16 protein-coding genes are annotated in these 15,709 nt (G+C 66.4%); 11 read left to right on the plus strand and 5 right to left on the minus strand.

Annotated elements, in window-relative coordinates:
• The first annotated feature begins 39 nt into the window (after window positions 1-39).
• Both J2Y63_RS21650 and J2Y63_RS21655 read left to right on the plus strand, forming a co-directional pair.
• The gene (locus J2Y63_RS21650; protein ID WP_256117536.1) at window positions 40-291 is read left to right on the plus strand and encodes a hypothetical protein; all 252 of its coding nucleotides are present in this window, start codon (window positions 40-42) and stop codon (window positions 289-291) included.
• 162 nt (window positions 292-453) lie between these two features.
• Window positions 454-645, plus strand: a complete 192-nt coding sequence (locus J2Y63_RS21655) for a DUF1059 domain-containing protein (RefSeq protein ID WP_069058059.1) — start codon at window positions 454-456, stop codon at window positions 643-645.
• 6 nt (window positions 646-651) lie between these two features.
• Here J2Y63_RS21655 and J2Y63_RS21660 read toward each other — a convergent pair whose 3' ends face one another.
• The 3 genes from J2Y63_RS21660 to J2Y63_RS21670 are packed head-to-tail and all read right to left on the minus strand — an operon-like array spanning window position 652 to window position 3,154.
• On the minus strand, window positions 652-1,911 hold the full coding sequence (locus J2Y63_RS21660) for a CCA tRNA nucleotidyltransferase (RefSeq protein ID WP_435267764.1): 1,260 nt from the start codon (window positions 1,909-1,911) through the stop codon (window positions 652-654).
• Entirely contained in the window at window positions 1,908-2,540 is a 633-nt protein-coding gene (locus J2Y63_RS21665) for a CoA pyrophosphatase (RefSeq protein ID WP_435267765.1), read from the minus strand. Before J2Y63_RS21665 ends, J2Y63_RS21660 begins: the two co-directional genes overlap by 4 nt.
• Window positions 2,537-3,154 carry a DUF1285 domain-containing protein gene (locus tag J2Y63_RS21670; protein ID WP_256117541.1) on the minus strand — a complete coding sequence of 206 codons (618 nt, stop codon included), beginning with the start codon at window positions 3,152-3,154 and terminating at the stop codon, window positions 2,537-2,539. The genes J2Y63_RS21665 and J2Y63_RS21670 overlap by 4 nt, the downstream gene beginning before the upstream one ends.
• Window positions 3,155-3,365: 211 nt before the next feature.
• Between J2Y63_RS21670 and J2Y63_RS21675 the strand changes: the two genes are divergently transcribed.
• The 5 genes from J2Y63_RS21675 (at window position 3,366) to J2Y63_RS21695 (ending at window position 10,923) form a co-directional block, all read left to right on the plus strand.
• Window positions 3,366-4,379, plus strand: a complete 1,014-nt coding sequence (locus tag J2Y63_RS21675; RefSeq protein ID WP_435267766.1) for an AAA family ATPase — start codon at window positions 3,366-3,368, stop codon at window positions 4,377-4,379.
• A 14-nt stretch (window positions 4,380-4,393) separates the two neighbouring features.
• On the plus strand, window positions 4,394-5,314 hold the full coding sequence (locus J2Y63_RS21680; protein WP_435267767.1) for a DUF58 domain-containing protein: 921 nt from the start codon (window positions 4,394-4,396) through the stop codon (window positions 5,312-5,314).
• On the plus strand, window positions 5,311-8,121 hold the full coding sequence (locus J2Y63_RS21685) for a DUF4159 domain-containing protein (RefSeq protein WP_435267768.1): 2,811 nt from the start codon (window positions 5,311-5,313) through the stop codon (window positions 8,119-8,121). The genes J2Y63_RS21680 and J2Y63_RS21685 overlap by 4 nt, the downstream gene beginning before the upstream one ends.
• Window position 8,122: 1 nt before the next feature.
• Complete coding sequence (locus J2Y63_RS21690; protein ID WP_435267769.1) at window positions 8,123-10,195, plus strand: hypothetical protein; 2,073 nt, start codon at window positions 8,123-8,125, stop codon at window positions 10,193-10,195.
• A gap of 191 nt (window positions 10,196-10,386) precedes the next feature.
• Window positions 10,387-10,923: a glyoxalase superfamily protein gene (locus tag J2Y63_RS21695; RefSeq protein WP_435267770.1), complete on the plus strand. Its 537-nt coding sequence runs from the start codon at window positions 10,387-10,389 to the stop codon at window positions 10,921-10,923.
• Here the strand turns inward: J2Y63_RS21695 and J2Y63_RS21700 are convergent, their stop codons facing one another.
• Entirely contained in the window at window positions 10,924-11,451 is a 528-nt protein-coding gene (locus J2Y63_RS21700; RefSeq protein ID WP_435267856.1) for a GNAT family N-acetyltransferase, read from the minus strand. It abuts the gene before it with no gap.
• Window positions 11,452-11,727: 276 nt separating this feature from the next.
• Between J2Y63_RS21700 and J2Y63_RS21705 the strand changes: the two genes are divergently transcribed.
• Complete coding sequence (locus tag J2Y63_RS21705) at window positions 11,728-12,714, plus strand: glutathione S-transferase family protein (RefSeq protein ID WP_435267771.1); 987 nt, start codon at window positions 11,728-11,730, stop codon at window positions 12,712-12,714.
• 2 nt (window positions 12,715-12,716) lie between these two features.
• Here the strand turns inward: J2Y63_RS21705 and J2Y63_RS21710 are convergent, their stop codons facing one another.
• Complete coding sequence (locus J2Y63_RS21710; RefSeq protein ID WP_435267772.1) at window positions 12,717-13,220, minus strand: NUDIX domain-containing protein; 504 nt, start codon at window positions 13,218-13,220, stop codon at window positions 12,717-12,719.
• Between the two features lie 110 nt (window positions 13,221-13,330).
• On the opposite strand from J2Y63_RS21710, the gene J2Y63_RS21715 reads away from it, so the two are divergent.
• The 3 genes from J2Y63_RS21715 to J2Y63_RS21725 all read left to right on the plus strand — a co-directional run bounded on the left by J2Y63_RS21715 (window position 13,331) and on the right by J2Y63_RS21725 (window position 15,709).
• Window positions 13,331-14,233 carry a metallophosphoesterase family protein gene (locus tag J2Y63_RS21715; RefSeq protein WP_435267773.1) on the plus strand — a complete coding sequence of 301 codons (903 nt, stop codon included), beginning with the start codon at window positions 13,331-13,333 and terminating at the stop codon, window positions 14,231-14,233.
• Window positions 14,234-14,363: 130 nt separating this feature from the next.
• Complete coding sequence (locus tag J2Y63_RS21720; RefSeq protein ID WP_435267774.1) at window positions 14,364-14,996, plus strand: tetratricopeptide repeat protein; 633 nt, start codon at window positions 14,364-14,366, stop codon at window positions 14,994-14,996.
• 194 nt (window positions 14,997-15,190) lie between these two features.
• Window positions 15,191-15,709 (plus strand): RNA polymerase sigma factor, encoded by a 519-nt coding sequence (locus J2Y63_RS21725; protein WP_256117553.1) that lies wholly within the window; start codon window positions 15,191-15,193, stop codon window positions 15,707-15,709.

The following is a 15,709-nucleotide window of genomic DNA, read 5'->3' on the forward strand; positions in this document are numbered from 1 at the left end:
GGTACCATGTTCCGGCATGATCTCATGGAGGAGGTTATCATGACAGTCGCGACACAGCATGCGGCAACGTCGGGCATCGACCCGCAATCCGCCGATTTTCTCGATCGTTTTGCAGAAACCATGCGCGTCGAAAGCGGCATGGACCTTCCACATTCCTATTTCGTCGAAGAAGCCCGGCGGCGCATTGCCGGCGGCACCGTCCACCATCTCGCCGACCACCATACGCGGCCGGAACAGTTGCAGTCGTCCGCCTGCTTCGACGCCTGGGCGAAGGACGAAGACGCCGCCTGACGGCTGTCTGGGAGCGCCTCGAATATTCCTCAGCCGGAGCGGAACTCCGGGCGGGCTTTGCCGTTTCTGACGACGGCTCTTTCAGCCGCGGGCCCGGTCCCGGTTTGGCCGATCGGGCCTCATCTGCTACACTGGTCCCGTTGAAACGACAGGAGATAGGTCATGAGACTTTTTGAATGCGGTTCACTCGTCCCCGGATGCGACTGGCATACGCGGGCCAATGACGACGCCGAAGTCGTGCGCCGCGCCGTCGAGCACATGCGCACTGCGCATGGCGAGACGATGATCCGGGAAAGCACCGTCGACCACATCAAGGAACGCATCGTCGACGAAAAAGCCGCCGACGCCGCGTGACATTTCTCAGCCTTCCTTGACGAGGGCTTCCAGCCGGGCAAGCAACTTTGCCCGGCCCTCATGGAAGTTGCCAGCCACCCATTCCTCTTCGATCGCCCCCAGCAGCGTGCCGACCTTCGGCCCGGCCGGAAGCCCGGCTGCCAGCACATCCGCGCCGTTCAGCGGGAAGGATGGCTTCTGCCATTTCTGCACCCGCGCCAGCAACCGCTGGCACAGTCCGGCGAAAGCCAGCGCATCGGCATCGCCGAGGCCGCGCGCCCGGGCACCGGCGAGCGCCAGTTTCAGCCGCATCGTCAGCCCCTGCGGGCCGTTGCGATAGAGCAGCCGGTCGAAGGCCGTTTCCGCCAGTTTTGGCGCGATCTCCGGGGCGGACGCCCAATAATCGAGCGTCGCCGCCTCCGCCTTGGACAAGCGCAGGCGCTCGGCGAGCACCTTCAGCCGCTCGCGATCCGCCGGCACCATGGCGGCAAGCCGCAGCAGTGCATCCGGCGTCCAGCCGAAGGCCTTTTCGGCATCGATCAGGCCGGGAATGGCGTCGATGCCCCACTTTTCCGTCTCGGGCAGGATTTCGGTGAGCACGCCGGCCTGGCGCATCCAGAGCAGCGCGCGGCCGGGATCGGGCGCCGCCAGCAGCTTCTTCGTCTCCGCCCAGACCCGCTCGGCCGAGAGCTTTCCAAGCTTGTCCTTCGCCCGCGCGCAGGTCTTCAGGCCTTCGGCATCCGGCCGCCCGCTGCCATAGAGCGCGAAGAAGCGGAAGAAGCGCAGGATGCGCAGGTGATCCTCCGCGATGCGCGTCGCGGCATCGCCAATGAACCGCACCGTGCGACTCTCGATATCGGCCAAGCCGTTCACGAGATCGACGACCTCGCCTTCGGCGGTCGCATAGAGCGCGTTGATGGTGAGGTCGCGCCGCTCGGCATCCATCTGCCAATCCGCGCCGAAGGCGACCTCGGCGTGCCGCCCGTCGGTTGCAACGTCGCGGCGCAGCGTCGTCACCTCGAAGGGTTTTCCGTCGATCACCAGCGTCACCGTGCCATGCTCGATGCCGGTCGGCACCGCCTTGATGCCGGCGACATTCGCCCGCTCGACCACCACTTCCGGCTTCAGCGTCGTGGCGATATCGACATCGGCGACCGGCAGGCCCATCAGGCTGTTGCGCACGGCACCGCCCGCCACGCGCCCCTCGCCGCCGTCGCCGTTGAGCAGCGCCAGCACGCGCACGAGCGCCGGATCGGTAAACCACGCCTCGCCCGAAACAGAGGTCATGCATAAAGCCTTTCATAGATCATCCGCACGATGCCGGCGGTGATGCCCCAGATGTTCCGCCCCTCATAGGGCAGGCGATAATAGTGCCGCTCGGCGCCGAGCCAGACGCCGCTGCCGCGTTCGTGATTGCGCGGGTCCATCAGGAAGGAGAGCGGCACGTCGAAGACCGCCTCCACCTCGTCCGGATTGGCGATCAGCTCGAAACCCGGCTGCACCACCGCCAGCACCGGCGTGATGGAGAAACCGGACAGCGCCTTGTACTGCGGCAGGCGGCCGACGGGCTCGACGAAACGGCGATCGAGGCTGATCTCCTCCTCCGCCTCGCGCATCGCCGCCGCCTCCACGTCCGCATCCTCGTCATCGACCGCGCCACCCGGAAAGGCGACCTGGCCGGAATGTTTGCGCATGGTGGTGGTGCGCTGCGTGAAAATCACCCGCGCCTCCTCGCCATCGTCGACGACGGGGATGAGCACCGCCGCATCGCGCAGCTTCATGCCTTCGAGATGGGGAATGACCGAGGGGTTGAGCAGGCTGTCGCCATGGTCGCGCCAGCTCTCGTCGCCGAGCGTCAGGGTCTGTTGCATGGCCCGGCGACGGAATTCCGCTGCGCTGTAGGGTGGAAAACTCATCGGGAAAGCTGATCCAGCTCGGCCGCCGGCATGACCGGGAAGACCACGCCGCCGGAGCGCAGCGCAAACATCTCCACGCCGTCGATCTCGATCGTCTCGCCGAGCTCGACCAGCTCGTACATTACCGCCCGCGAGACGAGTGCTTCCAGTCGGCCGCGAACCAGAAGATACGGCTTCAACTCGTTGTTTTCACCGGCAATCACGAAGCGTAGCGGATGCTCCGCCCCTGCCTCCACGACATCGCCGACATTGGTGCGGAAGGTCAGCGTCTGCGCCTCTCCCTCGCCCGCCGCATTCATCTCGACCGCCAGGAACGGCGCATCGACGACGCGGATGCCGACCCGCTCGACCGGCGTCACCAGATAGGTGTTGCCGTCCTCGTCCTTGCGCAGCACCGTCGAGAACAACCGCACCAGCGGCGCGCGGCCGATCGGCGTGCCCATGTAGAACCAGGTGCCGTCGGCGCGGATTTCCATGTCGATGTCGCCGCAGAACGGCGGGTTCCAGCGCTCGACTGGCGGCAGGCCGCGCCCGCCGGTTTCCGCGGCTGCCCGCGAGATCAAGGCGGCCAGTCCCGCCGCGTCGCTGCTTTCGCGAATTTCGCCCGTTGCCATTGTTCCGTCCCGGTTGAACCCTATCTCCGCGAGAGGGTCCTCTTGATTGAGCCCTCTTGATCGAGGAAAGGGTGGATACACCTCTTTCTCACGAGATAGTCATTTCGTGGCCGCTTGTCAGCCACGGGTGAGCTAATAAGCTCTCTATGAAGCATGCGAACATGGCAAAGCCACGATTCGTGTTACGTTGGAACCGACACTGGAGACGACCATGGGCGTTCAGAATTCCCCCGAGGCAGGCCTGGACGAAAAAGCGGTCATCGCCGCCGCCGAGCGCGCGCTCTCCGATATCGCCATCATCCGCCAGGAAGTGGGCAAGGTCATCTTCGGCCAGGAAAGCGTGGTCGAGCAGACCATGCTCGCCGTGCTCTCCGGGGGCCATGCGCTTCTGGTCGGCGTGCCGGGCCTCGCCAAGACCAAGCTGGTCGCCACGCTCGGCACCGTGCTCGGCCTTGCCTCCAGCCGCATCCAGTTCACGCCCGACCTGATGCCCTCCGATATCCTCGGCTCTGAAGTGATGGACCAGGACGAGAACGGCAAGCGCTCCTTCCGCTTCGTGCCCGGCCCGATCTTCACGCAGCTCCTGATGGCCGACGAGATCAACCGCGCCTCGCCGCGCACCCAATCCGCCCTGCTCCAGGCCATGCAGGAATATCACGTCACGGTCGCCGGCCAGACCAACGACCTGCCGAAACCCTTCCATGTGCTCGCGACGCAGAATCCGCTGGAGCAGGAAGGCACCTATCCGCTGCCGGAAGCCCAGCTCGACCGCTTCCTGCTGCAGGTTGACGTCGATTATCCAGAACTTGCCGCCGAACGGCAGATCCTGCTGGAAACCACCGGCGTGCACGAGGCGCATGCCAGTGCGGCAATCTCCGCCGAACGGCTCATCGAAATCCAGACCCTCATCCGCCAGATGCCGGTCAGCGAAAAGGTGCTCGACGCGATCCTCTCGCTGGTGCGCTCCGCCCGCCCCGGCAATGGCGTGGCCGGCACCGACAAGCACGTCGCCTGGGGTCCAGGCCCTCGTGCCGGCCAGGCGCTGATGCTCTGTGCCCGCGCTCGCGCGCTCTACGAAGGCCGCCTCGCGCCCTCCGTCGACGACGTGCTGGCGCTGGCCGAACCCGTCCTGCAGCACCGCATGGCTCTGACTTTTGGCGCACGCGCCGAGGGCATGTCCGTGCGCGACGTCATTGCAGGCCTTGTGCGGCAGGCGGGCGGCTGAGCGGAGCAAAGAGCATGGCGTCCGTCGGCCAGATCGTCCAACCGACCCCGACCCGCGAGGTGCTCTCGCGGGCACAGGCCCGGGCTGCCCTCATTCCCGATTGCATGGTCGAGGCGCAGCGCCTCGCCAACACCGTCATCGCCGGCTGGCACGGCCGCCGCAAGCGCGGCATCGGCGAGAATTTCTGGCAGTTTCGCCCCTATGTCGACGGCGAAAGCCTGTCGCGCATCGACTGGCGCCGCTCGGCGCGCGACGACCACACCTATGTGCGCGACCGCGAATGGGAGGCCGCCCACACCGTGTGGATCTGGGCGGATCTCTCGCCCTCGATGATGTACAAATCCACCTTCGGCAGCGTCTCGAAGGAAAGCCGCGCGCTCGTCCTGCTGCTGGCGCTCGCCGAAATCCTCGCCCGCTCTGGCGAGCGCATCGGCTGCCCCGGCATCATGGAGCCGATCGCCGCGCGCAACGCCGCCGAGCGCCTCGCCACCGCCCTCATGCACAACGCCGCGACCGGCGGCCTGCCGGATACCAGCATGATCCGCGGCAGCAGCGACATCGTGCTGATCGGCGACTTTCTCGATCCCGTCGAGGACGTGATGGACCGGCTCGGGCCGCTTGCCCGCCGCGGCCTGCGCGGCCATGTCGTCGAGATCGCGGATCCTGCGGAAGAGGTGTTCCCCTATGTCGGGCGCACCGAATTCACCGATCCGGAATCCGGCCAGAAGCTCACCGCCGGCCGCGCCGAGACGCTGAAGGACGAGTACGCCCGCGCCTATGTCGCACGCCGTGAGGCGCTGGCCGACAATCTGCGCCACCTCGGCTGGAGCTTCGTGCCCCACCGCACCGACCGGCTCGCCTCCGAGGCGCTGGTCGCCGTGCACATGTATCTCTCCGGCATGCCGGCGATGAAGACGGAGGGCCGCGGCCGATGAGCGCTTTCGCCTTCGCCTTTCCCGCCGTTCTGACGACGCTGGTGCTGCTGCCCGTAATCTGGTGGCTGCTGCGCCTGACGCCGCCGAAGCCGCTTGTCGAGGTCTTCCCGCCCTTCGCCATCCTCGCTTCCATCATGAAGCGCGAGGAGACACCGGCGCAGAGCCCCTGGTGGCTGACGCTGCTGCGCATGCTGATCGCGGCCGCCATCATCTTCGCCATCGCCGACCCGGTCTTCAACCCGCGCACCAACACGCTGGCCACCACCGGCCCGCTGGTGCTCGTGGTCGACAACAGCTGGGCCTCCGCCACCGACTGGCAGCGCCGCGTCGATACCGCATCGACGCTGATCGACGACGCGGAAAGCCGCGACGTGCCGATATCGCTGGTGCTGACCGCCGATCGCCAGCACGACGCCGTGCCGGTCGATGCCGCGACCGCCCGCAACCGCCTCGCCGCCGCCGAGCCCCGGCCGCTGCCCGCCGACCGCTCCGCCGCCATCGCATCGCTCAGCACCGCGCTCGACGGAAACGCACCGGGCACGATCGCCTTCATCAGCGACGGCATGGCGAGCGGCGAGACCGACGAGACGGTCGCCGCCCTGCAGGCGCTCTCGCCCGCCGAGTTCCGCATGATCCAGGGCGACGGCGCCTCCGCCGTCGCCATCACAGCCGCCACGAACGGCGCGGACGCGCTGTCCCTGACGCTCACCCGGCTTGAGGGCGGCGCGGCACAGAGCCTGCCGCTGACGGCGCATGATTCGCGCGGCCGGCCGATTGCGACAGGCACGGCCGATTTCGCAGCCGGCAGCACGACGACGGCCGGCACGATCACCGCCCCATTCGAACTGCGCAACGACTTCGCCCGTGTGACGATCGACGGGCTCGCCAATGCCGGCGGCACCTACCTGCTGGACGACGGTTTCCGCCGCCGCCGCGTCGCCTTCCTCTCCGGCGAGGTGGTGGATGCGAGCCAGCCGCTGCTTTCGCCGCTGCACTATATCAACCGCGCGCTCGCGCCTTATGCCGATCTGCTGGAGCCGAGCGTCGCCGATCTTTCGGTCGCGATCCCCGAACTCCTGGAACAGAACCCCTCGGTGCTGATCATGGCCGATATCGGCCGCCTGCCGGAGGACGCGCAGGGCGAGGTTCGCCGCTGGATCGAGGCGGGCGGCATGCTGATCCGCTTTGCCGGCCCGCGCCTTGCCGCCGCCCCCGCCGACGATCCGCTGGTGCCGGTGCTGCTGCGCAAGGGCGAACGTGCGCTCGGCGGCGCGCTGTCCTGGTCGGAGCCGCAGCCGCTCTCCGCCTATCCGCAAAACAGCCCGTTCTTTGGCATGCGCGCGCCGGACAACATCCTCATCAAGCGCCAGGTGCTCGCCGAGCCGACGCCGGACCTTGCCGAGCGCACCTGGGCAAGCCTTGCCGACGGCACGCCACTGGTGACGACCGGCCCGCTCGGCTCCGGCCGCCTCGTGCTCTTCCACATCAGCGCCGAAACCGGCTGGTCCAACCTGCCGCTGTCCGGCGATTTCGTCGAAATGCTCCGCCGCACCGTGCAGCTTTCGCGCGGCGGCGGCGTCTCGACCAGCGATGGCGAGCAAAGCCCTGGCCTGCCGCCCTATCGCCTGATGACCGCGAACGGCACGCTCGCCGCCGCCACCGGCGAGGCCAAACCGCTCGCCACCGGCGACGGAACGCGCCGGATAGCAAGCTTCGACAATCCGCCCGGCCTCTACGGCACGGAGGACGGTTATGTTGCGCACAACCTCTTCCCGCCGGGCCACGAAATCCGCCCGCTCATGGTCGCCGAGGGCACGTCGGTCCTGCGCGAACCGCTGGCCGGCAGGGAGACCTGGTCGCTGAAACCGCATCTCTTCACGCTCGCAGCCCTGCTGCTTCTGGCCGACTGCGCCATCGTGCTCTTCATCGGCGGCGCCTTCGCGGCGGCCGTCCGCCGCACGCCCGCGCGCGGCGCCACCGCCGCCCTTCTGCTGGCGCTCTTTGCCACCGCCCTTCTGGCGCTTCCCTCGGAAAGCCGTGCGGACGATGCCAAGCCCGGCGACGAGGCGATCCTGTCGCGCCTCGACACGACGCATCTCGCCTATGTCGTCACCGGCGAGGGCGAGGTGGACCGGATTTCGGAACGCGGCCTCGCCGGCCTCACGGAATTCCTCACCTACCGTACGACGCTGGAGCCCGGCCAGCCGGTCGGCGTCGACATCTCCAAGGACGAGCTCTCGCTCTACCCGATCATCTACTGGCCGGTGAGCGCCACGGCCGCGATGCCGTCGAGCGCCGCGATCAGCCGCATCGACGCCTATATGCGCAATGGCGGCACGGTGCTGTTCGATACACGCGACCAGTTCGTCTCGCTCAACGACACGGCGACGAGCCCGAACACCGAGCGCCTCCAGGCGATCCTCGCCAATCTCGACATTCCGCCGCTGGAGCCGGTGCCGGCCGATCACGTTCTCACCAAGGCCTTCTATCTGCTTGCGAATTTCCCCGGCCGTTATGCCGGAAGCCCGCTGTGGATCGAGGCGGAGCTCGACCGCGCCGAAGACCCGACCCGCCCGGCACGCGCCGGCGACGGCGTTTCGCCGATCATGATCACCGGCAACGACTTTGCCGGCGCCTGGGCGATCGACGCCAATGGCATGGCGCTCCTGCCGACGGTGCCGCCCGACGAGGTGCAGCGCGACCACGCCTTCCGCTCCGGCGTCAACATCATGATGTACATGCTGACCGGCAACTACAAGGCGGACCAGGTGCACGTGCCCGCCCTCCTCGAACGGCTGGGACAATGACATGACCATCCAGTTCTCCCCCTTCCTGCCCTGGATCGCCATCGCCTTGATCGCGCTGGCCGGCGTTGCGCTGGCCGCACTCGGCTTCTGGCGGGGCCTGCGCGGGTCCTTCGTGCGCGCCGTCGCGCTGGCGCTGCTGGTGCTGGCGCTCGCCAACCCGGTCTTCCTGCAGGAGGACCGCGAGGCGCTGTCGACCGTCGTGCCCGTCATCGTCGACCGCAGCCAGAGCCAGGACAGCGAGGCGCGCACCGCCGCGACCAATGCCGCGCTGGAAGGACTCAAGGAACGCTTTGCGCGCTATCCCCGCATCGAGCCGCGCATCGTGGAGGCGGGCGACGACGGCACGTCCGACACGCCCTCGACGCGCCTGTTCGACGCCCTCAACGCGGCCATCGCCGACGTGCCGCGATCGCGTGTCGGCGGCGCGATCCTGATTACCGACGGCCAGGTGCACGACATTCCGGAGGCGTCCGCCTTTTCCGGCTTCGACGCGCCGATCCACGGGCTGATCACCGGCCGGCCGGATGAATTCGACCGCCGCATCGAAGTGGTCAGCGCCCCGCGCTTCGGCATCGTCGGCGAACCGCAGGAACTGAAGTTCCGCGTGGTGGACGATGGCGCCGGCACGGACGCGGCCGCCCGCGTTACCGTGCGCCTTAACGGCAACGAGATCGCCTCGGAGATCGCCGAGCCCGGCACCGAGCAGCCGCTCGGCTTCACTGTCCCGCGCGGCGGCAACAACATCCTGGAATTCGAGGTCGCCCCCGTCGAGGGCGAGATCACCACGGCGAACAACCGCGCGGTTCACGTCATCGAGGGTATTCGCGAGAACCTGCGCGTGCTGCTGGTCTCCGGCGAGCCGCATGCCGGCGAGCGCGCCTGGCGCAACCTGTTGAAGTCCGACACCGCGATCGACCTCGTGCACTTCACGATTTTGCGGCCGCCGGAAAAGCAGGACGGTACGCCGATCAACGAACTCTCGCTGATCGCCTTCCCGACCCGTGAACTCTTCGTCGACAAGATCAACGAGTTCGACCTCATCATCTTCGACCGCTACCAGCATCGCGGCGTGCTGCCGATACTCTACTATGACAACATTGCACAATATGTCGAAAACGGCGGCGCGCTGCTGATCGCGGCGGGGCCGGAACATGCGGGCAATGATTCGATCGCCAGCACGCCGCTGTCCGTCGTGCTGCCGGCCAACCCGACCGGTTCGATGAACGAGGCCGCCTTCTATCCGCGCCTCTCCGAACAGGGCCGCAAGCATCCCGTCACGCGCGGGCTCGAAGGCGCCGGCGAAGAGCCGCCGCGCTGGGGCCGCTGGTTCCGCACCGTCGACGTGCAGCGCCCGGAGGGCAATGTCGTGATGGAAGCGAACGAGGGCAAGCCGCTGCTCGTGCTCAACCGCGCCGGCAAGGGCCGTGTCGCCATGCTGCTCTCCGACCAGGGCTGGCTCTGGGCGCGCGGCTTTGAAGGCGGCGGGCCGCATGTCTCGCTCTATCGCCGCACCGCGCATTGGCTGATGCAGGAGCCGGCGCTGGAAGAAGAAGCGCTGACGGCGCGCACCTTCGGCCGCACTTTGCAGATCAACCGCCAGACGATCGGCGATGCGCCCGGCGAGGCGACGCTGAAGCTGCCCTCCGGCGCCACGCAGCAGGTGGCGCTGACCGAAGCCGAGCCCGGCCTCTACCGCGCCGAAGTGCCGACCACCGAGACTGGCCTCTACGAGATCACCAACGACGATCTGAGCGCGCTCGTGCATGTTGGCGCGGTCGATGCGCCGGAATTCAAGGCGACGATCTCGACGACGGAGACGCTGAAGCCGCTTGCCGACGCCACGAAGGGCACCGTGCGCCGCCTCGTCGACGAGAACGGCGACGCCATCTCGCTGCCGCCGCTCTTGCCGGTCACCGGCCAGGTGCGCACCGCCGACCAGAACCGCCTGTCGCTGCGCATGACGGACGAGACGGTGCTGAAGGGCATCAACTCGCTGCCGCTCTTTGCCGGTTTTGCCGGCGTCGGCCTGCTGCTGCTCGCCTTCTCCGCCACCTGGTATCGCGAAGGGCGCTGACGAAATCCCGCTGGCGCCGCCGCGATCGTTCGGCTAGTCTCGGCCCCACGGCCGGAGGCGGCCGGCAGACCCGCGCCCTTTCAGGGCATGGCGAACGCCTCCCCAAAAACCTTTCTCCCCCGTTCATCGTTGGGCGAAGGCGTCGGCAATGCGGGCACTGACGAAGACTTCGCCGGAGATGAGGAACGGATATGCGCGACTATCGCGATGCCAAGACCATGGCAAAAAACCTGCGGGAGGCGCTCGCCGCCCGCACGATCGAGATCACCCACAGCGAAGCGCTGGAAATCGTCGCCCGCCAGTTCGGCGCGGAGACCTGGAACATCCTGTCCGCGAAGATCGAGGCCAAACCGGCGGCCAACGGCCCGCAATTCGAGCAGGCCGTGCCGATCGTGCGCATCTTCGACGTGGCGAAGGCGCATGAATTCTATCTCGGCTTCCTCGGTTTTTCCGTCGACTGGGAGCACCGCTACGGCGACAATTTTCCGCTCTATACGCAGGTGTCGCGCGCCGGCCTGCGGCTGCACCTTTCCGAACATGCGGGCGATGCCACGCCGGGTGGCAACATGGTCGTCTACATGAAGGGCATCCGCGGCTTCCAGAAGGAGCTGATCCGCAAGGACTACCGCTACATGAAGCCGGGGCTGGAGGATGAAGGTTCGCGGTGGGAGGTGACCGTGACCGACCCCTTCCAGAACCGCATCCGCTTCATGGAATTGAAGGACTGATCAATCCCGGCGGGGGGCTTGCCCCTCGTCGCACCGCCAGGCGATGACGCCCTTCAGCCGCGCATGCGTATCCGCCGCAAAGGGCATGACCAGCACCCGGGCCGGATCGACCGGGCCCCGAAAGGTCAGCGCGTTCCACGCGACCTTCTCGAAGCCGAGCGGGCCGTAATAGGGCGGATCGCCGACGAGCACGACGGCTTCCGAGCCCTTCCGCTTGGCGGCGGCGCAGGCGATGCGCAGCAATTCGCGGCCGATGCCCTGGTTCTTGTGCGAGGGGCGCACGGCGAGCGGGCCGAGCAGATGACCCTTCACGCCGCCAGCCAGCACCGGCGTCATGCGCACGGAGGCGATCGTCTCGCCGTCATCGGTGCAGATGAAGGAGAGCGAAAGGTCGTGCGGGCCTTGCTCGCGGATGCGGGCTGCGGCGCGCACATGCCGGCCGGGGCCGAAGGCTTCTTCGTTGATGTGTTCGATGGCCGCGTCGTGGGACGCATCTTCCGTCAGGTAGACGAGATCGTGCTTGAGCATGTTCATGGGAAGCGAGAAACCGTATGCGAAGCTGTGGATGCGGGTGATCGCGCACCGTCGAAGGGTGCGTGCGGGGGCATCAGCGTCGTCGTGGGCTTCCCGGGTAGAACATTCGTTCGTCTTCCTCGCCGGCCAATAGCGCCGGTTCTGACCAGCGCGGATAGCAGAAAATCGCCGCTTGTCAAAGAGCAAAACGCACTGTTCATCAAAATGCGCCTATCCACGCCCCACCCATGCGCTATCTAGAAGCGAAGTGACAAAGCGGAAGGAACGATCATGGGCATGCTGGTGGACGGCGTCTGGCACGACGTCTGGTACGACACGAAGGCGACGAAGGGCCGTTTCGAGCGCGCCGCCTCGCAGTTCCGCAACTGGATCACGCCGGATGGCGCGCCCGGCCCCTCGGGAGAAGGCGGCTTTGCGGCCGAAGCCGGCCGCTACCACCTCTACGTCTCCTATGCCTGCCCCTGGGCGCACCGCACGCTGATCTTCCGCAAGCTGAAAAAGCTGGAGGACCTGATCACCGTCTCCGTCGTCGATCCGCTGATGCTGGCCAAGGGCTGGGAGTTCAAGGGCGAGAACGGCGGCACGCTCGATCCGCTGTTCGGCGCATCCGCTCTTTACGAGGTCTACCAGAAGGCAGATCCGCACTATTCCGGCCGCGTCACCGTGCCCGTCCTGTGGGACAAGAAGCAGAGCCGCATGGTCTCCAACGAATCGGCCGAGATCATCCGCATGTTCAACACCGCCTTCGACGGACTCACCGGCTCACGCGACGATTTTTATCCGCAAGACCTGCGCGCGGAAATCGATGCGCTGAACAATACGATCTACGACAGCGTCAACAACGGCGTCTACAAGGCCGGGTTTGCCACGACGCAGGCCGCCTATGACGACGCTGTCGTAAAGATTTTCGAGACGCTGGACAGGCTGGAGACGCGGCTTTCCCAAAAACGCTACCTCACCGGCGACCGTATCACGGAGGCCGACTGGCGGCTCTTCACGACGCTGGTGCGCTTCGATCCGGTCTATGTCGGCCACTTCAAGTGCAACATCCGCCGCATCACCGATTACCCGAACCTTTCCGGCTACCTGCGCGAGCTTTGCCAGGTGCCCGGCATCGCCGGGACGGTGAACATGCGCCACATCAAGGAGCACTATTACCGCTCGCACACGACGATCAACCCGACGGGCATCGTCCCGGTCGGCCCGGAGCTCGACCTCGACGCGCCGCATGGCCGGGAACAGCTGAAGGCGGCCTGAGCCTACCAGAAATCCGCGAAAGGTGCGCGGCCGGCGAGCTCCTCCAACCGCCGGCTCGTGGCGAGCGTGGTGGCGACCGGCAGCGCATCCAGCGCAAAGAAGCCTGCCTCGACGATCTCGCGGTCCTTGAGGCGCGGCGCGGTCTGCGTGACGCCGTCGCAGCGATAGAGCAGCACATGGTCGCGCCGGCTGGTCTGCCGGTTGAAATAGACATGCACGAGCGCCGGCGGTGCGCCAAGGGCCAGGTTACCCTCCTCCCGCATTTCCTTCTCCAGCGCCTCCAGCGCCGTCTCGCCGCGCTCGATGCCACCGCCCGGCAGGTGCCAGCCGGGCACGTAGCTGTGACGCACCAGGAAGACGCGGCCGGCCTCGTCGAAACAGGCGGCGCGCACGCCCATCGTCATGCCGCGGGCAAGCGCGAAGTAACCATGCGCCATGCGCGTCACCAGCCGCGCCAGCAAGCGGCGGGTGGGCGGCGTGGTGCTCGTCGGCGTGTCGTGTTCCATTCTGGCACTTCGCCGGAACCTTTGGGCCAAATCAAGTCTTGCAGCGTCAAAGCGTCGCGAATATCCACGCCTTGCGTTTCCCTTAACGGCCTTATGCTCTAAGGAAAGGTATGTTCAGACTTGCCCATATATCGGACGTCCATCTTGGGCCTCTGCCCGCCCTGACGTTCCTGGAGCTGTTTTCCAAGCGCATCACCGGCTTCGTCAACTGGCACCGCAACCGCCGCCGGCACCTGTTCACCAACACGCTCGACCTGGTGCTCGACGATATCGAGCGGCGCGACCCGGACCATCTGGCAATCACCGGCGATCTGGTGAACCTCGCCTCCTCGCTCGAAATCGCGGCCGTGAAGAAGTGGCTGCCGGAAGCGGGGACGCCTGAGCATGTCTCGGTCGTGCCGGGCAACCACGACGCCTATGTGCGCGGCGCCTACGAGAAATCGACGCGCGCCTGGTATCCCTACATGCGCGGCGACGCAGCACCCGCCGAATGGGAAGAGGACGTGCACGTCTTTCCTTATCTGCGCGTGCGCGGCCAGGTGGCGATCATCGGCTGCTCGACGGCGGTGGCGACGCCGCCCTTTTCCGCATCGGGCTATTTCGGCAGCCGGCAGGCGCGCGAGGCGGTCAACATGCTGCGTGCAGCAGGTGAAGCGGGCCTCTTCCGCGTCGTGATGATCCATCATCCGCCGATCCGCGGCGCCACCTCCTTCCACAAGCGCATGATCGGCATCCGCCGCTTCGCCGCCACCATTTCGACCGGCGGGGCGGAGCTCGTGCTGCACGGCCACACCCATCTCAACACCGTGCACTGGCTGCCCGGCCAGACGAAGCAGGTGCCGGTCGTCGGCATCGCATCCGCCTCGCAGGGGCCGGGCGGCCACAAGCCGCCGGCCGGCTACAATCTCTTCTCGATCTCCGGCGCACCGGGGAACTGGAACGTCATGCGCGAGCGCTACGCGCTGAACCAGGACGGCCTTGCGCTGACGCTCGCGGAGACGACGCGTTTCTAAAGCGAGGCCGAATAAATCCCTCCCGCCATCCGTAACAACTCCTCAGAGAGACCTGCCTGCGATATGCAGGAAGGCAGGTCAAAACGAGACGGCCAGCGCCCGGCAGACGATCCGATAGAGAGGGGAACCCATGACCATGCTTCGCCACACCATGCTGCTTTCATTCTGCGCCGCCGTCTCGCTGACGGCGTTTGTGCCCGCCCGCGCGGCGGATTCCGACACCACGACGCCGCCGGTCGCCACCGAAACGACGACCACCTGCACGGACGGCAAGATCTGGAACGAGGAAAAGAAGGAATGCGTCGCGCCCGAGGACCTGAAGCCGGCGGAAGTGACGCCGACGGAAGGCACGCCGGCCGAGGAAAAGCCGCCGGAAGGCGAAGAGAAGAAGAGCCAGATCGATATCGACAACAAGCTCTATGAAGCGGCCCGCGAATTCGCCTATGCCGGCCAGTACGAGAACGCGCTTCGCGCGCTGCGCGCCGCTTCCAACCAGGAAGACCCGCGCATTCTCAACTACATGGGCTACAACACCCGCAAGCTCGGCGACATGCAGCTTGGCATGACCTATTACAAGCGGGCGCTGCAGAAGGACGAGAACTATATTCTCGCTCGCTCCTATATGGGCCAGGCCCTGATCGAGCAGGGCGACATCGAGGGTGCCCGCGTCCAGCTCGTCGAAATCCGCGATCGCGGCGGCGAGAACACCTGGGCTTACCGCGCCCTGCTCCAGTCGCTCGGTGGCGAGCGCACCACTTACTGACATCGCTGGCCGCGCCGTCCGAAAACGGGACGGCGCCGGCCAACAAAAGATCAATCGTTGAGGGAACGCAGGAAACTGCGCTCCGGGTTGCCGTTCATGCTTGCAGAGCTTAGGAAGAATGTTTCATATCAGACACTCGCTGCCCACCCGGGGGCGAATAGAGTTTTGATCCCGAACGTTTCCTTGGAAAAGCAATGCGTCCGACGGCAGAATCGAATGAGTTCCGACGAGAATTGGTCAATTTGCTGCCGAAGCTGCGTCGTTTCGCCATGACACTGACGCGAAACGGCAGCGATGCCGACGACCTCGTACAGGAGGCATGCGAGCGAGCCATCACGCGAAGCCATCTCTGGAACGGGGAAGGCCGGCTGGAAAGCTGGGTTTATGCCATGACGCGCAATCTCTGGGTGGACGAAATCCGCAAGCGAAAGGTCCGCACAGGGTCCGGCACGGTAGATGTTGCCGAGCAGGATAACCTGCATGTCGAGGCATCAGCGGACAAGGCGGTCTATGCCAAGCAGTTGCACAAGTTGATCATGACCATGCCGGAAGGCCTTTCGAGCGTCTTCCTCCTGGTGAATGTGGAAGGCCATAGCTACCGGGAGGCGGCGGATATCCTGGGGATACCGATCGGCACCGTGATGAGCCGGCTTTCGGCGGCCCGCATCAGGCTCGCGGCCATGATCTCCGAACAGATGGAAAGGAGGGCCTGA

The sequence above is a fragment of the Shinella sp. BE166 genome, assembly GCF_051201095.1.
GTDB lineage: Bacteria > Pseudomonadota > Alphaproteobacteria > Rhizobiales > Rhizobiaceae > Shinella > Shinella lacus.